Here is a 21,669-nt window from a genome sequence, read left to right on the forward strand (position 1 = left end):
GTGGGTGGCGGGCCGTAGGCGGGGCTCTCCCGGGACGGCGCCCGGGAGAGGCCCGCGGGTCAGCGCGTCAACGGGCCGTCTGCTCCATCCGCTCGCGCAGGCTGCGCGGCCGCATGTCGGTCCAGACCTCGTCGACGTAGGCGGAGCACTCGTCCTTGGTGCCCTCCTTGCCGACCTGATGCCAGCCGGCCGGGACCTCCTGCCCGGCGGGCCACAGCGAGTACTGGTCCTCGTCGTTGCGGAGCACCTCGTACCTGGCGTCGTCGTTCATCGTCACGTTCCTTCCATGAGGGGGGTGGACGTATCGGTCGGGGACCGCCGGGGGAACCGGCGGAGCGTGGGATTGACGGTGACCAGCACCGTCACGGCCGCGATCCCGGCGGCGCAGGCCAGGACCGCGGCGGTGCCCGGCACCGCCTCTGTGAGGACGCCGCCGAGCACCGGCCCGGCGGCGCCGGCGACGCCCGTGAGCAGGCCGAGGACGCCGCTCAGCCGGCCGCGCAGCTCGTCCGGGGTCAGCAGCAGCTGCTCGGTGATGATCGTGGTGTTGGCCGCCGGGGGCAGCAGCGCCATGGCGAGGAAGAGCGCCCCCATCACGTAGCCGTTCCCCGCGAAGACCGCGAGCGGGGTGAGCGCGGTGAGCGCCCAGAAGACCCCCGCGATGGAGGCGTACGGCGTGAGCCTGCGCCGCAGGTAGGGCGCCGCCAGCGCGCCGGCGATCCCGCCGACGCCGAGCATCGCCGCCATGACGCCGATCTCCCCCGGCGGCACGCCCCTGGCCTTGGCCAGCACGATCACCACGAGGTAGAACGCGCTGAAGAAGAGGTTGAGCACGGTCGCGCAGACGGCCGTCACCCGTACGTGGGGGTGGTCCCACACCCACCGCAGGCCGGAGACGATCTCCCGGCCGAGGTGGGTCCTCTCCGCCGGGACCACCCGCCGCGCGGGCAGGCGGACCCGGGTGAGGGCGGCCAGCGCCGCGACGTGGGTCAGCGCGTCGACGGCGAACGGCACGAACCTGCCGACCGCGAACAGGAAGCCCCCCGCCGCCGTGCCGGCCAGGTGTCCCAGGTTGGCGCGGGCGCCGTTCATGGCCACCGCGGCCGGTAGCTGGTCGTCCGGCACGATGGCGGGCAGGGACGCGTCCTCCGCGGGCTCGAAGAGGGCGGCGCACACCCCCATCACGGCCGCGACGCCCATCAGGTGCGCGAGGCTGACGACGTCCCAGTAGACGGCGGCGACGAGGCTGGCGGCGGCGATCGCCTGTGCCGCCTCGCACCCCAGCATGACCTTCTTCCGGTTCCACCGGTCGGCCAGGGCTCCGGCGGGCAGGCCGGCGAACAGCTGCGCCACCGCCACTGTGCCCACCACCAGCCCCGACGCGGCCGCCGAGCCGGTCACCGCGAGCGCCAGCAGGGGGAAGGCGATCGTCGCCGCGCTGACGCCGAGCTCCGAGACCATCCGGCCGCCCCAGAGCAGGCGGTAGTCGCGGTTGGCCGTGAGCGGAGCCGCCACCTCCGCGGTCACGACGCGGCCTCCCGGCAGTCGCGCGCGATCCGCCGCAGCGCCTCGGCGAAGTCGCGGGCGACGGCCTCCACGGTCGACTCCCCGTGCAGGTCGGGCCGGTAGTACCAGACGGCCTCCAGCCGGCCCTCCTGCACCGCCCCCACGACCTCCAGGGGATGGGTGCCGGGTTCCGCCGGATCCTGCTCCCGGCCCAGTGCCGTGTGCGCGCCCCGGTAGAGACCGGCGCCCGGCTCCGCCGCGCGCGCGTCCCACTGGCCCAGGTAGTTGAACACCACCTGCGGCCCGGCCGCCGACAACCGTCCCCGTACGGCCGGAGCGCCGAGGTGACGCAGCGCCCCGAAGCCGAGGCCGTTGCCCGGCACCGTCCGCAGTTGCCGCCGTACCGACTTCACCAGGGCCCGCCAGTCGGGGTCGGCGTCGCCGGTGACGTCCAGGGCGACCGGGAAGATGGTCGTGAACCAGCCGACCGTGCGGGACAGGTCGATCCCGTCGAGGATCTCCTCGCGGCCGTGGCCCTCCAGGTCCACGCGCACCCTGTCGTCCCCCGTCCAGCGGGCCAGCGCCCAGCCGAGCGCCGTCAGCAGGACGTCGTTGATCCGGGTGCGGTAGACGGCCGGGGCCGAGCGGAGCAGCGTCTCGGTGTCCTCCGGCGTCAGGCTCACCGAGACCGTGCGGGCCGGGCCGGGCTCCACGGCGGACGGCGTACGCCTCGCCGGCAGGGTCCCTCCGCCGAGCGCCGCGGCCCAGTGGTCAAGCTCGTGGTCGAGGCCGCCGGCGGCCACGTGCTCCCGCAGGCGCAGCGACCAGTCCCGGTACGACGTGGTCTTGGGGCCGAGCCTGACCTTCTCGCCGAGCGACGCCTGGTGGTAGGCCGTCTCGAGGTCGTCCAGCAGGATCCGCCAGGAGACGCCGTCGATCACCAGGTGGTGGGCCACCAGGAGCAGGTACGGAGCCCGTCCGGGGCCGCGGGTGAACAGGACCGCGCGCAGCAGCGACCCGCTGGTCAGGTCGAAGCCCGCGTGGACCTGGTCGGCGATCTTCTCCATTGCCTCGGGCTGCTCCTCCTCGGCCACGCCGGACAGGTCGTGCCCGCGCAGCACGGTCACCGCCATGGCGGGCGGGTTGTCCTGCCGCCACTCGCCGTCCTCCTGGAAGAACCGCATCCGCAGCGCGTCGTGGTGGCTCACCAGCGCCTCGACGGCCTGCCAGAGCGCCTGCTCGTCGAGATCGGCGGTGAGCTCGACGAAGACGGACTGGTTGAAGTGGTGCGGGTTGACCACATGGGTGTCGAAGAACCAGTGCTGGATGGGCGTGAGCGGCACCGGCCCGGTGACCGGGGTGTCCAGGTCGCCCTCGTCCACAGTGGTGACGACGGCGGCGAGGGCGGCGATGGTCTGGTGGACGAACAGGTCCTTGGCGGCGAGCCGGAGCCCGGCCTGGCGGGCGCGGGAGACGACCTGGAGGCTGAGAATGGAGTCGCCGCCCAGCTCGAAGAAGTTGTCCTCGACCCCGATGTCGCCGATCCCGAGCACATCACTCCAGATCCGCGCCAGCAACTCCTCGGCCTCGGTACGCGGAGCCGTCCGCCCCGCCGGGCGGTCTCCACCCCAGTCCGGAGCAGGCAACGCCGCCCGGTCCAGCTTGCCGTTGACGTTCAACGGCAACGCCTCCAGCGGAACGAACGCCGCCGGAACCATGTAATCCGGCAAAATTCCCCGCAGGAACTCCCGCAGCACCGGCGAGGCGGGAACCTCTGCGCCGGGGGCGGGCACCAGGTAGGCCACCAGCCGGCGATGCCCCCCATCTTCGCGCACCGTCACCACGGCCTCACCCACACCGTCGTGACGCAGCAACGCCGACTCGACCTCACCCAGCTCGATCCGGAACCCCCGGATCTTCACCTGATGATCGGCCCGCCCCAGATAGACCAACTGCCCATCCCTCGACCAGCGCACAATGTCCCCGGTGCGATACATCCGCGCCCCCGGCCCGCCGAACGGATCGGCCGTGAACCGCTCCGCGGTCAGCCCCGGCCGGTTCAGGTAGCCGCGCGCCAGCCCGGCCCCGCCCAGATACAACTCCCCCGGCACCCCCACCGGCACCGGACGCAGCCGCTCGTCCAGCACATACGCCCGCGTGTTCGCGATCGGCGCCCCGATCGGCGGCACCCCCGCGATCTCCTCCTGCGCGTCCTGGGGGGAGAACCACGCGGTGGCATACACCGTCGTCTCCGTCGGCCCGTAGATGTTGGCCAGCTCCACCCCCGGCCACGCCGCCCGGATCTGCCCCGCCACCCGCGGCGACAACGCCTCCCCGGCCACCACCACCGTCCCCGGCACCATCCCCGCCGCCATTTCCGCGGGTGACTGGGACAGCACCTGCGACAACGCCGACGGCACCGCGCTGACCAGACTCACCGGCCCGGCCGCCCGATCGGCCAGCGCCAGCACATCCGCCACGATCTCCACCCGCCCACCGGCCAGCAACGGGCACAGCAACTCGAACACCGAAACATCGAAGTTCAGCGACGTCGAGGCCACCACATGCGCCAGCCGCTCCGCCCCGACCTCGGTCGCCGCCCACGCGGCCAGATTCACCACACTCGAATGCGTCACCACCACACCCTTCGGCCGGCCCGTCGACCCCGAGGTATAGATCACATACGCCGGATGCGCCGCCACCAACGCCCCCAGCCGATCCCCATCCCCCAGATCGCCGTCCCCCTCCGCCGGGTCCTGCCCGGTGTCGTGCTCGTCGATGAGCAGGCGCGGCACCCCCGGCAGATCCGGCAGCCGCCCGGCCACCTCCGCGGTGGTCACCAGCACCACCGGACACGCGTCGGCGACCATCATCGAAAGCCGCTCGGCCGGATGCGCCGGATCCAGCGGCAGATACGCCCCACCGGCCTTCAATACCGCCAGCACCGCCACCAGCAACTCCACCGACCGCGGCGGCGCCAGCGCCACCAGCCGCTCCGGCCCCACCCCCGCCCCGACCAGCCGCCGCGCCAGCCGATTGGCCCGCGCGTTCAACTCCCGATACGACACCTCCACCCCGCCACACGACACCGCCACCGCCACCGGCGACCGCGCCACCTGCGCCTCGAACAACACCGGCACCACCGCATCCGGGACAGGGAGGCCGGTCGCGTTCCACTCCTCCAGAACGCGGTGCCGCTCGGCCTCGGTCTGCAGGTCCAGGTCGCCCACCCGGCGGGCGGTGTCGGCGGCGATCTGCTCCAGCACCCGGCCCAGGTGCTCCGCCATCCGCTCGATCGTCCCGGCGTCGAACAGGTCCGTGCTGTAGGTCAGGGCCCCGCGCAGTTCGCCGTCCGCCTCCTGGAACTCGATGGTGACGTCGCATCCTGCGGCGGTGAACGACGGTGCCACGCCCGAGACCGTGAGGCCGGGCATGTCGGGCAGTCCGCCCGGGGTGTTCTGGAGGACGACCATGGCCTGGAAGAGGGGGGTGCGGCTGGTGTCGCGGACCGGGGCCAGCTCCTCCACCACCCGCTCGAACGGCACGTCCTGGTGGGCGAAGGCCCCCAGCACCGTGTCCTTCACCGAACCCAGCAGCTCACCGACCGTCCACCCCGGATCCAGCCGGGTGCGCAGCACCACCGTGTTGACGAAGAACCCGACCAGACGCTCCAGCTCCGCCCGCTCCCGGCCCGAGCTCACCGTCCCCAGCGCCACATCGTCCCGGCCCGACCAACGGCCCAGCACCACCGCACAGGCCGCCACCAGCGGCACGAACATCGTCGCGTCCCGCGACCGCCCCGCGGCCTTGATCCCGGCCACCACCGACGCCGGCACGGTGAACTCCACCACCGCACCCCGCCCCGACCGCACCGCCGGCCGCGGCCGATCGACCGGCAGCTCCAGCGGCTCGATCCCGGCCAGCCGCTCCCGCCAGTAGCCGAGCTGACCCGACAACACCTCCCCCGACATCCGCTCCCGCTGCCACACCGCGAAATCGGCGTACTGCACCGGCAACGCCGAAAGCTCCGGCTCCCGCCCCTCGGCCAGCGCCCTGTAGGCCACCCCCAGCTCCCCGGCCAGCACTCCCGTCGACCAGCCGTCGGTCACGATGTGGTGCAGGGTCAGCATGAGGACGTGGTCGTCGTCGGCCAGCCGCAGGAGCAGCGCCCGCATCAGCGGGCCGTGCCGCAGGTCGAACGTCCGCCGGGCCTCGGCGTCGAGAGCCTCGACGAGGGCGGCCTCCCGGTCGCCGGCGGGCCGCCCGGACAGGTCGAGCAGGGGCAGCGCCACCGCGTACGGCGGGTGCACGGTCTGCACGCCGTGGCCGTCCGCCTGGTCGAACGTCGTCCGCAGTGACTCGTGCCGGGCGACCAGCACGTCCAGGGCGGACCGCAGCGCCTCCCGGTCCAGCTCACCGCGCAGGCGCAGGGCCGTCGGCGTGACGTACTCGGTGCTGTCCGGCTCGAACTCGTGCAGGAACCACAGCCGCTGCTGCGCGAACGACAGAGGCAGCGGCCGGCCGCGCGGAACCGCCGGGATGGCCTCCCCGGCGGTGCTCAGCCGCACCTCCCCGCCGATCTCCCGGGCCAGCCCGGCCACGGTGGGCGTGGTGAACAGCACGCGCGGGGACAGCTGGACCCCGAGCGCCGCGCGCACCCGCGACACCACCTGGATGCTGAGGATCGAGTCGCCGCCCAGCTCGAAGAAGTTGTCCTCGACGCCGACGCGGTCCACCCCCAGCACCTCCGACCAGATGCCGGCGAGGACGCGCTCGGCGTCGGTCCGCGGAGCCGTGTACGCCGACCTGGCCCCGGCGGCGAAGTCGGGCGCGGGAAGCGCCCTGCGGTTCAGCTTTCCGCTGGAGGTCGTGGGCAGCCGGTCCAGCACGACGAACGCGGACGGCACGAGGTAGTCCGGCAGGCTCCGTCCGAGCGCCTCGCGCAGCGCGGCGGGCTCCGGCGTCCCCGGGCAGGACGGGACCAGGTAGGCCACCAGCCTGAGGTGCCCGTTGCCGTCCGGGCGGGCCAGCACGGCCGCTTCGGCCACCTCCGGCAGCCGCACCAGGGCCGCCTCGATCTCGCCGGGCTCGACGCGCAGGCCGCGGATCTTGACCTGGTCGTCGGCCCGGCCGAGGAACTCCAGCACTCCCTCGGAGGTCCATCGGGCCAGGTCGCCCGTCTTGTACATGCGCGTGCCCGGCTCCCCGAACGGGTCGGCTATGAACCGCTCGGCGGTCAGCCCCGGCCGGTTCAGGTAGCCCCGCGCCAGCTGCGGCCCGGCCAGATAGAGCTCCCCGCGAACCCCCACGGGCGCCATCCGGAGCCGGTCGTCCAGCACGTACGCCCGCAGGTTGTGCAGCGGACGGCCCACGACGGGCCCGGGAGCGTCCCCGACCCGGCACCACAGCGCGTCCACCGTGCACTCGGTCGGCCCGTAGAAGTTGTAGGCCGCGGTGCCCGGCACCTCGGCCAGCCGCCGCCACAGGTCCTCCTCCAGCGCCTCCCCGCCCAGCATCAGCACCGCCGGGCGATGCCGCCCCTCCTCCAGCAGACCCGCCGCCAGCAACTGCCGCGCATATGTCGGCGTCAGATCCATGAAGTCGATCCGGCGGCTGTCCACGTATGCCACCAGCGCCTGCGGATCCAGCCGCACCGCGTCGTCGATCAGATGCAGCTCATGACCCGCCACCATCAGCAGCAGGCCCTCCAGGGAGGTGTCGAAGGAGAACACGGCGGTGAGCGCGGCACGCAGCCGCCCGCGCCCGGCGTCCCCGAGGCGAACGTCCGTGAGGAACCCTGCCCGGTGGCTCGCCAGCAGGTTCGCCAGGCCGCGGTGCTCCACCACGACGCCCTTCGGCGTCCCCGTCGACCCCGACGTGTAGATGACGTAGGCCGCGTCGCCGGGCCGAGGGCCGTGCCCGAGCGCGGGTGCGGCGTCCGCGGCCAGGTCCGCGCGGGCCTGTGGCGCGTCCAGCGCCACGACGGGCACCGCCGCGCCGACGGCCTCCGCCGTCCCGGAGGTGGTCAGCGCCAGCGCCGCCCCGGAGTCCGCCAGCAGGAACCGCACCCGGTCGGCGGGCAGGCCGGGGTCGACCGGCAGGTAGGCCGCGCCGGCCTTGAGCACGCCGAGGATCGCCACCACCACGTCGGCCGTACGCGGCAGGACCAGGGCCACCACGCACCCGGGCCCCGCGCCGCGGGCGGCCAGCAGCCGGGCCAGCCGGGACGCCCGGTCGTCGAGCTCGGCGTAGGTCAGCGTGGTGTCCCCGAACACCAGCGCCGTCGTGCCGGGCGTCGCCGAGGCCTGGGCCTCGAACAGCTCCACCACGGTGCCGTCCACCGGGCCGTCCGGCGCCCCGTCGCCGGCGCCGCTCCACTCGGTGAGTCGCCGCCGCTCGGCCTCGTCCAGCAGCGGGATCTCGGCCGGGGTACGGCCGGGGTCGGCGGCCAGCTCCGCCAGCGCAGCCGACAGGTGTCCCGCCATGCGCTCGATCGTGACGGCGTCGAACAGCCGGGGGTCGTAGTCGAGCAGGAGCCGGAGCTCGTCCTCGACGTAGGCGGTCAGGGCCAGCGGGAAGCTCGTCGTGTCCACGCCGTCCGCCTCCGTCACCCGCGGGCTGCCCGGGACGTCGTCGCCGCCGATGGGATAGTTCTCGAACACCACGACGCTGTCGAACAGCGCGGTCCCGGCGGGCACGTCGGTCCACCCCTGGATCTGGGACAGCGAGACGTGGTCGAAGCGCCGCGACTCGCTCTGCGCGAGCTGGAGCTCCCGCAGCCAGGACACGACGTCCCGCCGGTCGTCCACGGCGACCCGGGTCGGCACGGTGTTGATGAACATGCCGATCATCGACTCCACGCCGGGCAGCTCCGCCGGGCGGCCCGAGACCGTGGTGCCGAACACCACGTCGCGCTCGCCGCCGTACCGGGACAGCAGCAGCGCCCAGGCGCCCTGCACGATCGTGTTCAGCGTCAGCCCGCCCCGCCGGGCCAAAGCGCGCAGCCGGGCGGAGGTGTCCGCGGCGAGGTCCACCCGGGCCGACGCGCTCGACTCGGCCTGGTGCGCCTCGACCGGCGGCCGGTCGTACGGCAGCGGGGTGGGCGCGTCGAAGCCGGACAGCGCCTGCCGCCAGTGTTCCTCCGCCCGCCGGACGTCCTGCTCGCCCAGCCAGCGCAGGTAGTCGCGGAAGGGCCGGCGGGCCGCGGGCTCGGTCCGCCGCCCGGCGGTGATGCCCGCGTACTGCTCGCAGACCTCGGCGAAGACGGCCGCCGCGCTCCAGCCGTCGAGCAGCACGTGGTGGGAGGTCCAGACGAGCAGCACCTCGTCGTCGGTGACCCGCCCGATGACCAGCCGCATCAGTGGGGCCGCCGACAGGTCCACGCCGGTGGCGAGGTCCTCCGTGAGCACGCGCCGAATCTCCCGGTCCCGTTCCTCCTCCGGCAGGTGCCGCCAGTCGTGGTGGGCGACGGGCACGGCGACCCGGCGGCGTACGACCTGGAGCGGCTCGTCCACGCCGTCCCACGCCAGGCAGGTGCGCAGGATCGGCGTGCGGTCCACGACCCGCTGCCAGGCCTCGGCCAGGGCCCGCGGGTCGCGCACGCCCGACAGCCGCAGCCGGAACTGGTCGAGGTAGGCGCCGGACGCGGAGTCGACCAGGCTGTGGAAGAGCATGCCGGCCTGCAGCGGCGTCAGCGGGTAGACGTCCTCGACCTCGCGGCCGTCGCCCGCGATCCGCTCCACCCCCGCCTGGTCCAGCCGGGCCAGCGGGAAGTCCGACGGGGTGCAGCCGCCGGCCTCCGGGCTGACGCAGTGCTCGACGATCTCCCGCAGCGCGGTGACGGTCTCCTCGGCCAGGAGCCGTACGGTCGTCTCCTCGTGCACCTGGTCGTAGTAGCTCCAGTCGAGCCGCAGCACGCCGTCGGCGACCAGGCCCGTGACATCGAGGAGGTGGGCCGGGCGGGTGCCGGGCGCGCTGTCGGAGCCGATGCCGTCGTGCCAGCGCCGGTAGAGGCCCTCCGCACCGCCGCCCGCACCTCGGTCCGCGCCGCCGGAAGTGCCGCCGGGGGTGCCGCCCCACTGCCCGAGGTAGTTGACGCAGATCCGCGGCGAGGGGTCGTCCCGCAGAGCGGCCGCGGGCGAACCGGGCGCGCTGAGGTAGCGCAGGGCCTCATAGCTCAGCCCGCGCCGGGGGATCGCGCGGAGCCCCTCCTTGACCGTTTTGATCGTCTCGGCCCAGCCGGGGTGGGTGCCGAGCGCCACCGGGAAGCGGGAGGTGAACCACCCGACCGTGCGGGACAGGTCGGCGCCGTCGAGGATCTCCTCCCGGCCGTGGCCTTCCAGCGCGACCAGCACGGCGTCCCGGCCGGTCCACCGGCACAGGACCCGGCCGAGCGCGGCCAGCAGCACGTCGTTGATCTGCGTGCGGTACGCCCCGGGCACCTCGTGCAGCAGCCGGTCGGTGGTCTCCCGGTCCAGAGCCGCCGAGACCGTCCGGGGGTGACCCGAGGGCGCCGCCCCGGGGTGGTCGACGGGGATGTCCGCCGGCGCGGCGGCCGGCACGGACGTCCAGTACGGCAGGTCGTCGTCGAGCCCGCCGGAGCGGACGTGCCCGGCGAGCCGGCTCGCCCACGCCGTGAAGGACGTGCCGACCGGTTCCAGCTCGATGGCGCGGCTCCCGGCCGCCTGCTCGTAGGCGGTCTCCAGGTCGCCGAGCAGGATCCGCCACGACACGCCGTCGATGACGAGGTGGTGGACGGTCACGAACAGCAGGGGCGGCCGCCCGGGCCCGTCGGTGAACAGCACCGCCCGCAGCAGCGGCCCGGCCACGACGTCCAGGCTGGTCTGGGCGGCCAGCGCCGTCCGTTCCAGCTCGGCCCGCCGCGCCTGCTCGTCCAGTCCGCCGAGGTCGCAGCGCCGGAAGATCTCGGCCGTCTCGGCCGGGGCGACGTGCTGCCGCCACTCGCCGTCCTCCCGCAGGAAGCGCATCCGCAGGGCGTCGTGGCGCGCCACCACGGCGTCGAGCGCCCGCCGCAGCGCGTGCTCGTCGAGGTCGGCGGCGAGCTCGACCAGGACCGACTGGTTGAAGTGGTCCGGGCTGTCTCCCTCGCTCTCGAAGAGCCACCGCTGGATGGGGGTGAGCGGCACCGGCCCGGTGACGGCGGCGTCGGGGCCGGGCTCGTCCGCGGTGGTGACGGCGGGGGCGAGCGCGGTGATGGTCTGGTGGACGAACAGGTCCTTGGTGGCCAGGCGCAGCCCGGCCCGCCGGGCCCGGGAGACGACCTGGATGCTCAGAATGGAGTCGCCGCCCAGCTCGAAGAAGTTGTCCTCGGCCCCGACCCGGTCCACGCCCAGGACCTCCGCCCAGATGCGGGCCAGCTCCCGCTGGACCGGCCCGGCCGGCTCCACGTACCCGCGGTCCGAGGTGAGGGCGGCCTCGGGAGCGGGCAGGGCGCGCCGGTCGACCTTGCCGTTGGCCGACAGCGGCAACGCCTCCAGCGTCACGAACACCGACGGGACCATGTAGTCCGGCAGCGAACGGGCCAGCCAGTCCCGCAGTTCGCCCGGCGCCGGCCGTTCGTCCGCGGCGGGGACGACGTAGGCGACGAGGTGTTTGCGGCCGGCCGGGTCCTGGTGCGCGGCCACCACGCTCTGCCCGATCGCGGGGTGGGCCTGGAGGGCCGCCTCGATCTCCCCGAGCTCGATCCGGAACCCGCGCAGCTTGACCTGGTCGTCGCCCCGGCCGAGGAACTCCAGCACGCCGCCGGGGGTCCAGCGGACCACGTCCCCGGTGCGGTACATCCGCTCCCCCGGGCCGCCGTAGGGGTCGGCGACGAAGCGCTCTGCGGTCAGGCCGGGCCGGTCCAGGTAGCCGCGGGCCAGGCCGGCCCCGGCGATGTACAGCTCACCGGCCACCCCGACCGGCACCGGGCGCAGCCGCCCGTCCAGCACGTGGAGGCGCATGTTGTCCAGCGGGGACCCGATCGGAACCGCGTCCGGCACCTGCCGTGGCAGGGCCATCGGGTGCGCGGCGGCGAAGGTGGTGGTCTCCGTCGGGCCGTAGCCGTCGACCACGACGACGCCGGGGCAGGCGTCCATGACCCGGCGCACCGCGTCGGCCGGGACGACGTCCCCGCCGGTCCACACCTCCCGCACCCCGGCCAGGCAGGCCGGGTCCTCCGCCGCGACCAGGCGGAACAGTCCGGCGGTCAGCCACACCGCGCCCACCCGGTGCACGGTGACCAGTTCCCGCAGGGCGGCCGGGTCCAGCTCGCCCGGCGGTGCGACCAGCACCGTGCCGCCGCGCAGCAGCGGCACCCACATCTCGTACGTCGAGGCGTCGAACGCCTGGGGCGAGTGCGCCAGCACCCGCGCGTGCGCCGGCCCGTCGAACCGGTGGTCGAAGGCGAGCGCCGCCACGTCCCGGTGCCGCACCGCGACGCCCTTGGGCACCCCGGTGGACCCGGAGGTGTACATCACGTACGCGAGGCGGTCGGGGTCGATCACGCTCTCCTGCCACGGGAGGCCGTGCGGGTGCTCCTCGCCGCGCGGCGGTTCCGGCGAGGGGTCGCGCAGCGGCTCTCCCGCCACGACGACCGGCCCGGCGTGGATCCGGCGGGCGGTGTCCCGCCAGGCGTGGTCGGTGACGACGACCGGGGCGCCGGCCTCGGCCAGCACCTGCGCCAGCCGCGGGGCCGGCGCCCGCACGTCCAGCGGCAGGTACGCCCCGCCCGCCTTCAGCACGGCCAGCACCGCCACGACCATGTCGGCCGAGCGGTCCATCAGCACGCCGACCCGGTCCTCCGGTCCCACCCCGGACGCGGCGAGGTGACGCGCCAGCCGGGCCGAACGCTCGTCCAGCTCCCGGTAGGTCAGGTGGTCAGGCCCGCAGACCACCGCGACCGCGGTGGGGTCGCGCCGCACCCGTTCGGCGAACAGCGCCGGCACCGACCCCTCGGGAACCTTCCGGCCGGTGGCGTTCCACGAGGCCAGCGTCGCGTGCTCGGCGTCGGTCAGCAGGTCGAGGTCTCCCACCCGCCGGGCGGGGCCGGCCGCGATCTGCTCCAGCGCCCGCACCAGATGACCCGCCATCCGCTCGATGGTCCCGGCGTCGAACAGATCGGTGCTGTAGTTGACGGCGGCCCGCATACCGCCCTCGAACTCCTGGAACTCCACCAGGACGTCGGTGCTCGCGACGGCCGTGGCGGGCGCGATCTCCTCGACCACGAGCCCGGGCAGGCGCGGTGGCCCGTCGTCGGTGTTCTGCAGGACGATCATGGCCTGGAAGAGGGGGGTGCGGCTGGTGTCGCGGGCCGGTGCCAGCTCCTCCACCACCCGCTCGAACGGCACGTCCTGGTGGGCGAAAGCCTCCAGCACCGTGTCCCGCACCCCACCCAGCAGCTCCTCCACCGTCTGCGCCGGATCCACCCGGGTCCGCAGCACCACCGTGTTGACGAAGAACCCGACCAGACGCTCCAGCTCCGCCCGCTCCCGCCCAGAGGTGACCGTCCCCAGCGCCACATCGCCCTGGCCCGACCACCGGCCCAGCACCACCGCGCAGGCCGCCACCAGCGGCACGAACATCGTCGCGTCCCGCGACCGCCCCGCGGCCTTGATCCCGGCCACCACCGACGCCGGCACGGTGAACTCCACCACCGCACCCCGCCCCGACCGCACCGCCGGCCGCGGCCGATCCGCCGGCAGCTCCAGCGGCTCCAGCCCCGCCAGCCGCTCCCGCCAGTACCCCAGCTGCCCCGACAACACCTCCCCCGACATCCGCTCCCGCTGCCACACCGCGAAGTCGCCGTACTGCACCGGCAACTCCGCCAGCTCCGGCTCCCGCCCCGCGGCCAGCGCCGCGTACGCCACCCCCAGCTCCTCCGCCAGCACCCCCATCGACCAGCCGTCGGTCACGATGTGGTGCAGCGCGAGGGCCAGCACGTGCCGGGTGGGCGCGAGCCGGATCAGCGTCGCCCGCATCAGCGGGCCGTGCCGCAGGTCGAACGGGCGGGCTCGCTCGGCGGCCAGCAGGCGCTCCGACTCCGCGTCGCGCTCGGGCCCCGGCAGGCCGCTCAGGTCGTGAACGGGCGTCTCGACCTCGTACGGCGGGTGCACGGTCTGCACGCCGTGGCCGTCCTCCTGACCGAACGTCGTCCGCAGCGACTCGTGCCGGGCCACCAGCACGCCCAGGGCGGCCCGCAGCGCCTCCCGGTCCAGCTCGCCGTCGAGCCGGAAGCCGGCGAAGGTGACGTACTCCGTGCCGTCCGGCTCGAACTCGTGCAGGAACCACAGCCGCTGCTGCCCGAACGACAGCGGCAGCGTCCCCTCGCGGGGGACGGGACGGATGACGCCGGCGTTCCCCGCCGAGTCGTCCCCGGCGGCTGCCTCGGCGGGGGCCAGCACCGCGGCGAGCCGCGCCACGGTGGGGTGGGTGAACACGGCACGCGGCGAGACGTCCACGCCGAAGGCCGCCCGCAGCCGGGCCGTCACCCTGATGCTGACGATGGAGTCACCGCCCAGCTCGAAGAAGTTGTCCTCGGCCCCGACCCGCTCGACGCCGAGCACCTCCGACCAGATGCGGGCCACCGCGCGCTCGGCGTCCGTACGAGGCTCTACGTGGGGACGGCCGGACGCGCCCCACTCGGGGGCGGGCAGCGCCCGCTGGTCCAGCTTGCCGCTGACGGTGCGCGGCAGCGCCTCCAGCGTGACGAACGCCGCGGGGATCATGTGGTCCGGCAGCGTCACGGACAGCCGTTCCCGCAGCTCGGAGACGTCCGGTGTGGGCCGCACCGGCACCGCGGCCGGTCCGTTCCGCTGTGGTTCTCCGGGCCCCTGCGGCGCCGGGACCACGTACGCCACCAGGCGCGGGAGGCCGGGCTCGTCCTCGCGGGCCACGACGGCGGCCTCGGCCACGCCGGGGCAGGCGAGCAGCGCCGCCCGGACCTCGCCGGGCTCGATGCGGAATCCCCTGATCTTGACCTGGTCGTCGGCCCGGCCGAGGAACTCCAGCACGCCCCGATCGGTCCACCGCACGAGGTCGCCCGTCTTGTACATGCGCGTGCCCGGCGCCCCGAACGGGTCGGCCGTGAACCGCTCGGCGGTCAGCCCCGGCCGGTTCAGGTAGCCCCGCGCCACCTGCGGCCCCGCCAGGTACAGCTCGCCGGGCATGCCCACACCCACCGGCCGCATCCGGTCGTCCAGCACGTACGCCCGGAGGTTGTGCAGCGGGCGGCCGACGTGCGGCCGGCCGGCGTCCCCCACCCGGCACCACAGCGCGTCCACGGTGCACTCGGTCGGCCCGTAGAAGTTGTAGGCCGCCGTGCCGGGCACCTCCGACAGCCGCCGCCACAGGTCCTCGTCCAGCGCCTCGCCGCCGAGCATGAGCACCGCCGGGCGGTGCCGCCCCTCCTCCAGCAGCCCGGCCGCGAGCAGCTGCCGGGCGTAGGTGGGCGTGAGGTCCATGAAGTCGACGCGATGGGCGCCGACGTAGGCGACCAGCGCCTCCGGGTCCAACCGCACGGCGTCGTCGATCAGGTGCAGCTCGTGGCCGGCCGCCATCAGCAGCGGCCCCTCCCAGGAGGTGTCGAAGGAGAAGGACGCGGTGAGGGCGGCCCGCAGCCGCCGGTCACCCGCCTCGGCGAGGAAGCCCGCCCGGTGGCTCGCCAGCAGGTTGGCCAGCCCCCGGTGCTCGACCACCACGCCCTTCGGCGTCCCCGTCGACCCCGATGTGTAGATCATGTATGCGGCCGTGTCCCCGCGTACCGGGCCGAGGCGGTCGGCGTCGGTGAGGTCCGTGTCCGCGTGCCCGGCGAGGACGGCCTCGTTCACGGGCGCGTCCAGCACCAGCACGGGATCGGCGTCCCGGAGCATCAGGGCCACGCGGTCGGCCGGCAGCCCGGGGTCGATCGGCAGGTAGACGGCGCCGGCCTTGAGCACCGCGAGGATCGCGGCCACCATCCCGGCCGATCGGGGCAGGGCCAGCGCCACCACCTGCCCGGGGCCCGCGCCCTGGCCGACCAGGTGGCGGGCGAGCCGGTTGGCCCGCCCGTTGAGCTCGGCGTAGGTCAGGGCGTCCGCACCGCAGACGAGCGCCGTGGCGTCCGGGGTCCGCCGCGCCTGGTCCTCGAACACCTCGGCCACCGTGGCGTCCGGCACGTCCAAGGCGTTTCCGGTCCCGCGTGCGAGCACCCGTTCCCGCTCGGCGGAGGTGAGCAGCGGCAGCTCGCCCGCCGTACGGTGCGGGTCGTCGGCGATCGCGGTCACCAGCAGGCGCAGATGGTCGGCCATGCGCCGCGCCGTGGCGGAGTCGAACAGCCGCGGGTCGTAGGCGAGGTCGACGTCGAGCCGGTCGGTGAGGTAGGCGCGCAGGCTGAGGGGGAAGTTGGTGACGTCCCGGGCCCGGACCTCGGTCACCCGCGGGCCGTCCTCACCGGCCGAGTACGGGTAGTTCTCGAAGACGACCATGCTGTCGAACAGGTTCGTCCCCCCGGGCAGGTCGCTCCACGACTGGAGCTGGGCCAGGGAGACGAAGTCGAACCGCCGCGACTCGCTCTGCGCCTCCTGCAGACGGCGCAGCCACGGCAGGAGGTCCTCCCCCGCCTCCACGCGCACCCGCGTCGGCAGCGTGTTGATGAACATGCCGACCATCGACTCCACGCCGGGCAGCTCCGCCGGGCGGCCCGAGACCGTGGTGCCGAAGACCACCTCCGGCTCGCCGCCGTAGTGGGCGAGCAGCAGGGCCCAGGCGCCCTGCAGGACGGTGTTGACGGTGAGCCCGTTGCCCTGGACCGCCGCGCGCAGCCGCGCGGACTCCTCCGCCGTCAGCGCGAAACCGGCCGACGCGCCCGACTCCGCGCGGTGCGCCTGCTCCGGCCGCCGGTCGTACGGCAGGGGGGTCGGCGCGGCGACCCCGGCCAGCACCTGCCGCCAGTGCTCCTCCGCCTCGCGTGTGTCCTGGTCGCCCAGCCAGCGCAGGTAGTCGCGGAACGGACGGCGGGACGGGAGCGCCGGGGTGCGGCCGGCCACGATCGCGGTGTACTGCTCGCACACCTCGGCGAACACCTGCCCGAGGCTCCAGCCGTCCAGGATGAGGTGGTGCGTGGTCCACCCGAGCAGCACCCGGTCGCCGGTGAGGCGGGCGACGGTCAGGCGCATCAGCGGCGCCGCACCGAGGTCGCCCATCGCCGCCCGGTCCGCCGCGAGCACCCGGTCGAGCTCCCGCTCCCGCTCGCTCTCAGGGAGATCGCGCCAGTCGTGCTGGGTGACCGGCACGGTGGCCCGGCGCCGTACGACCTGGACCGGCTCGTCCACCCCTTCCCAGACGACGCAGGTGCGCAGGGCCGGCGTGCGGTCCACGACCCGCTGCCAGGCCTCGGCCAGGGCGTGCGGGTCGGACACGCCGTCGAGGGTCAGTCTCGCCTGGTCGACGTACACGTCGGCCCCGGCGTCGACCAGGCTGTGGAAGAGCATGCCGGCCTGCAGCGGCGTCAACGGGTAGACGTCCTCGACGTCCCGGCCGTCTCCGGCGATCCGGTCCACCGCCGCCTGGTCCAGGCGGGCCAGCGGGAAGTCCGACGGGGTGCGGCCACCCGCGTCCGGCCGGTCGCAGTGCTCGACGATCTCGCGCAGCGCCTCCAGCATCCGGCCGGCCACCCGCCGTACGGTGGCCTCGTCGTGCACCTCGGGTGAGTAGTGCCAGGTCAGCTCCAGCCGTCCGCCCTCGACCAGCCCGACGACGTCCAGGAGATAGGCCGCGGGCTCGGCCGGGTCGAGGTCGGGACCCGCGCCGTCCAGCCTGGCCCGGTACAGGCCGTCCGGCCGGACGTCCCACTGGCCGTGGTAGTTGAACCGGATCCCCGGCCGGGGGTCGTCGCGCAGGGCGGCGGCCGGGGTTCCGGGCGCGGCGAGGTAGCGCAGCGCGTCGTAGCTCACGCCGCCGCGCGGCACCGCCCGCAGGCGCTCCTTGACGGACTTCAGCGCGGCGCCCCAGTCGACAGCGCAGTCCGCGGCGTGGTCTCCCGCGGGCACCTCCAGGGCGACCGGGTACTGGGCGGTGAACCAGCCGACCGTGCGGGTCAGGTCCGCGCCGTCGAGGACGTCCTGGCGGCCGTGTCCCTCCATGGCCACGAGGACCCGGTCGCGACCCGTCCACTCCGACAGCGCCCGGCCGAGCGCGGCCAGCAGGACGTCGTCGATCCGGGTGCGGTACGCCCCGGGCACCCGGTGCAGCAGCCCGTCGGTGTCGTCCCCGTCGAGCCGTACGGTGACGGTGCGGACGGAGCCCATGGTGGCGGTGCCCGGACGGTCCACCGGCAGGTCCGCGGCGGCGCCGCGGGACGCCTCGGTCCAGTGCGCGAGGTCGCCGTCGAGGCCTCCGGAGCGGACCAGTGCGGTCAGGTCGTGCGCCCACCGGGCGAATGAGGTGCCGACCGGTTCGAGCGTCACCGGCCGGCCCTCGGCCGCCTGCCGGTAGGCCGTCTCCAGGTCGGCGAGCAGGATCCGCCAGGAGACACCGTCGACGGCGAGGTGGTGCGCGGTGACGAACAGGCGCGGCGGGCGGCCGGGGCCGAGGTCGAACAGCAGGGCCCGGACCAGCGGGCCGTGCGCCGGGTCGAGCGTGGCGCGGGCCGCGGTCGCGGCCTCCTCGACGGCCGCCGCGACCCGGTCGTCGTCCAGCCCGGACAGGTCGTGCCGCTCCAGCGGAGCGGCCGGGGCGGGGCCGGTCTCCTGCCGCCATTCCCCGCCGACCGGCGCGAACCGGGTCCGCAGCGCATCGTGGTGCTCCAGGACGGCCGACAGGGCGGCCCGCAGCGCCTGCTCCTCGACGTGCTCGGCCAGCTCGAACAGCATCGACATGGTGAAGTGGCGGAGCGGCCCGTGGGTGGCGAAGAACCAGTGCTGGATCGGGCCCAGCGGGGCGGGCCCGGTGATGGCCGGCCCGGCGGGAGCCGCCGGGGCGGACGCGGGGGCCCGTACGGCCGAGGCGAGCTCCGCGACGGTCTGGTGCCGGAAGATGTCACCGGCGGCCAGGTGGAGGCCGGCCTGGCGGGCGCGGGAGACGACCTGGAGGCTGAGGATCGAATCGCCGCCGAGTTCGAAGAAGTTGTCCTCGACCCCGATATCGTCGATGCCGAGCACGTCGCTCCAGATCCGCGCGAGCGACTCCTCCACCGGCGTGCGCGGCGCGACCCGCCGGGCCGACCGGTCACCACCGAAGTCCGGCGCCGGCAACGCGGCCCGGTCCAGCTTGCCGTTCACATTCAACGGCAGACCATCAAGGGCGACGAACGCCGCGGGCACCATGTAATCCGGCAGAATCCCCCGCAGGAACTCCCGCAGCACCGGCGAGGCGGGAACCTCCGCGCCGGGGGCGGGCACCAGGTAGGCCACCAGCCGGCGATGCCCCCCGTCTTCGCGTACCACCACCACCGCATCAGCGACGCTTCCGTGGCGCGCCAGGGCCGCCTCGACCTCACCCAGCTCGATCCGGAACCCCCGGATCTTCACCTGGTGATCGGCCCGCCCCAGATACACCAGCCGCCCATCACCGCTCCACCGGACCACGTCCCCGGTGCGATACATCCGCGCCCCAGGGTCCCCGAACGGGTCGGCCACGAACCGCTCGGCGGTCAGCCCCGGCCGGTTCAAATAGCCCCGGGCGAGTCCGGCCCCGCCCAGATACAACTCCCCCGGCACCCCGACCGGCACCGGCCGCAGCCGCTCGTCCAGCACATACGCCCGCGTGTTCGCGATCGGCGCCCCGATCGGCGGCACCCCGCCCTCCCCCGGGTGGGAGTACCCGGCGGTGGCATACACCGTCGTCTCGGTCGGACCGTAGATGTTGGCGATCTCCACCCCCGGCCAGGCGGTGCGGATCTGCCCGGCCACCTGCGGCGACAACGCCTCCCCCGCCACCACCACCATGCCCGGCACCGTCTGGACCGGCGACTGGGCCAGCACCTGACCCAGCGCCGACGGCACCGCACTGACCAGGCTCACCGCCCCCGCCGGGCGATCGGCCAGCGCCAGCACATCAGCGACGATCTCCACCCGGCCGCCCACCATCAGCGGGCACAACAACTCGAACACCGACACATCGAAGTTCAGCGAGGTCGAGGCCACCACATGCGCCAACCGCCCCGCCCCGAGATCGGACGCCGCCCACGCGGCCAGGTTCACCACGCTGGCATGGGTGACCACCACCCCCTTCGGCCGCCCCGTCGACCCCGAGGTGTAGATCACATACGCCGGATGAGCGGGGGTCAGCCCCGCCCGCAGATCTGTCAGGTCGCCGTCGTCCCGGCCCTCGGCGGTTTCGGAGTCCATCAGCAGGCGGGGCAGCCCCGCCAGCTCCGGCAGCCGACCGGCCACCTGCGAGGTGGTGACCAGCACCACCGGGCGGGCGTCGGCGACCATCATCGAAAGCCGCTCGGCCGGATGCGCCGGATCCAGCGGCAGATACCCGCCCCCGGCCTTCAACACCGCCAGCACCGCCACCAGCAACTCCACCGACCGCGGCGGCGCCAGCGCCACCAGCCGCTCCGGACCCACCCCCAGCCCGGCCAGCCGACGCGCCAGCCGATCAGCCCGCGCGTCCAGCTCCCGATACGACAGCTCCACACCCCCGCACGACACCGCCACCGCATCCGGCGTCCGCGCCACCTGCGCCTCGAACAACGCCGGCACCACCGCCTCCGGCACGGGTGCGCCGGTGGCGTTCCACGAGGCCACCAGCGCCTGCTCGGCCTCGCCTGCCAGGGGCAGCTCGGCCAGCGGCCGGGCGGGGTCGGCGGCCACGGCCGCCAGAAGCACTCCCAGGTGCTCCGCCATCCGCTCGACGGTCCCGGCGTCGAACAGCTCGGTGCTGTACTCCACGGACACGGCGAGTTCGCCGCCGCGCTCGTGGAACTCCACGGTGAGGTCGAAGGTCGAGGCGCGGCGCTCCACGACGACGTCCTCGGCCCGCAGCCCGGCGAACGCCGGAGCGCCGCGCGCCGAGTCCTGCCACAGCACCATGACGTCGAAGAGCGGGTTGCGGCTGGGGTCACGCGTGGCGTGCAGGGCGTCCACGAGCCGCTCGAACGGCACCTCGTCGTTGGCGAAGGCGTCGAGGGCGGCGCCGCCGACGGCGGCGAGGAAGTCGGTGAAGCGCGCCGAGAGGTCCACGTGCGAGCGCAGCACCACGGTGTTGACGAAGAACCCCACCGTGCGGTGCAGCTCGGGCCGCTGCCGCCCGGACACCGCGGTGCCTACGGCCACGTCGTCCTGGCGGGCGTACCGGGCACACCAGAGCTGGCAGGCGGCCAGCAGCACGGTGAAGAGCGTGGTGCCGCCCTCCCGGGCGAGCCCGGCCAGCCGGGCGGTGACGCCGGCGGGCACGGTGAAGCGGTGCACGGCCCCGGCGGAGGTGCGGACGGCGGGCCGCGGCCGGTCGGCCGGCAGGTCCAGCGGGGGCACGCCGGCGAGCCGCCGCGTCCAGTACTCCAGCTGCGCGTCGAGGTTCGCCCGCCGCTCCCGCTGCCACACGGCGTAGTCGCCGTACTGCAGGGGCGGCGGCGGCAGCTCGGCGTCCGCGCCGGTCACGGCGGCCGTGTAGAGGGCGGCGAGCTCCTCCGCGACGACGCCCATGGACCAGCCGTCGGTGACGATGTGGTGGGCGGTGAGCAGCAGCACGTGCTCGTGCTCGCCCGCCCGCACCAGCAGCGCCCGGAACAGCGGCCCGCGGCGCAGGTCGAAGGGGCGGGCGTACTCCTCGGCCAGCGCCCGGTCCAGCTCCTCCGGAGCGGCCGCCGCCACCGTCCGCAGCACCGGCCCGTCCGGCGCCTCCCGCACGATCTGCACCGGCTCGCCGTCGACCTCGTCGAACACCGTGCGCAGCGACTGGTGCCGGGCGACGATCCCGCCGACCGCACCGGCCAGCGCGCCGGCGTCCAGCCGGCCGAGGAGCCGCAGAGCCAGCGCGCTGTGGTACTCCTCGGTGCCGGGCCGTAGCTGTTCGAGGAACCACAGCCGCCGCTGGGCGGACGACAGCGGCAGCGGGCCGCCGCGCTCGGCGGGCCGGATCACATCGGCGGGGGCGGCCTGCCCGGCCAGCCGCCGGCGCAGCACCTCCTGGAGCTCGGCGGGCAGGGCCGCGATCCGGCTCTCGTGCGTTGACGCCATGGTC

3 protein-coding genes are annotated in these 21,669 nt (G+C 74.7%); all 3 read right to left on the reverse strand.

Annotated features, from left to right (window positions below):
- Nucleotides 1–67 precede the first annotated feature (67 nt).
- The 3 genes from HHX40_RS10705 to HHX40_RS10715 are packed head-to-tail and all read right to left on the reverse strand — an operon-like array spanning nucleotide 68 to nucleotide 21,665.
- A complete protein-coding gene (locus HHX40_RS10705) occupies nucleotides 68–271 on the reverse strand; it encodes an MbtH family protein (protein ID WP_182880431.1) in 204 nt (67 codons plus the stop codon).
- A gap of 2 nt (nucleotides 272–273) precedes the next feature.
- Nucleotides 274–1,527, reverse strand: a complete 1,254-nt coding sequence (locus HHX40_RS10710) for an MFS transporter (protein WP_220499000.1) — start codon at nucleotides 1,525–1,527, stop codon at nucleotides 274–276.
- The gene (locus tag HHX40_RS10715) at nucleotides 1,524–21,665 is read right to left on the reverse strand and encodes a non-ribosomal peptide synthase/polyketide synthase (RefSeq protein WP_182880432.1); all 20,142 of its coding nucleotides are present in this window, start codon (nucleotides 21,663–21,665) and stop codon (nucleotides 1,524–1,526) included. Before HHX40_RS10715 ends, HHX40_RS10710 begins: the two co-directional genes overlap by 4 nt.
- Between the last annotated feature and the right edge of the window lie 4 nt (nucleotides 21,666–21,669).

The organism is Microbispora sp. H10949 (assembly GCF_014161435.1).
GTDB classification, from domain to species: Bacteria; Actinomycetota; Actinomycetes; order Streptosporangiales; family Streptosporangiaceae; genus Microbispora; species Microbispora triticiradicis.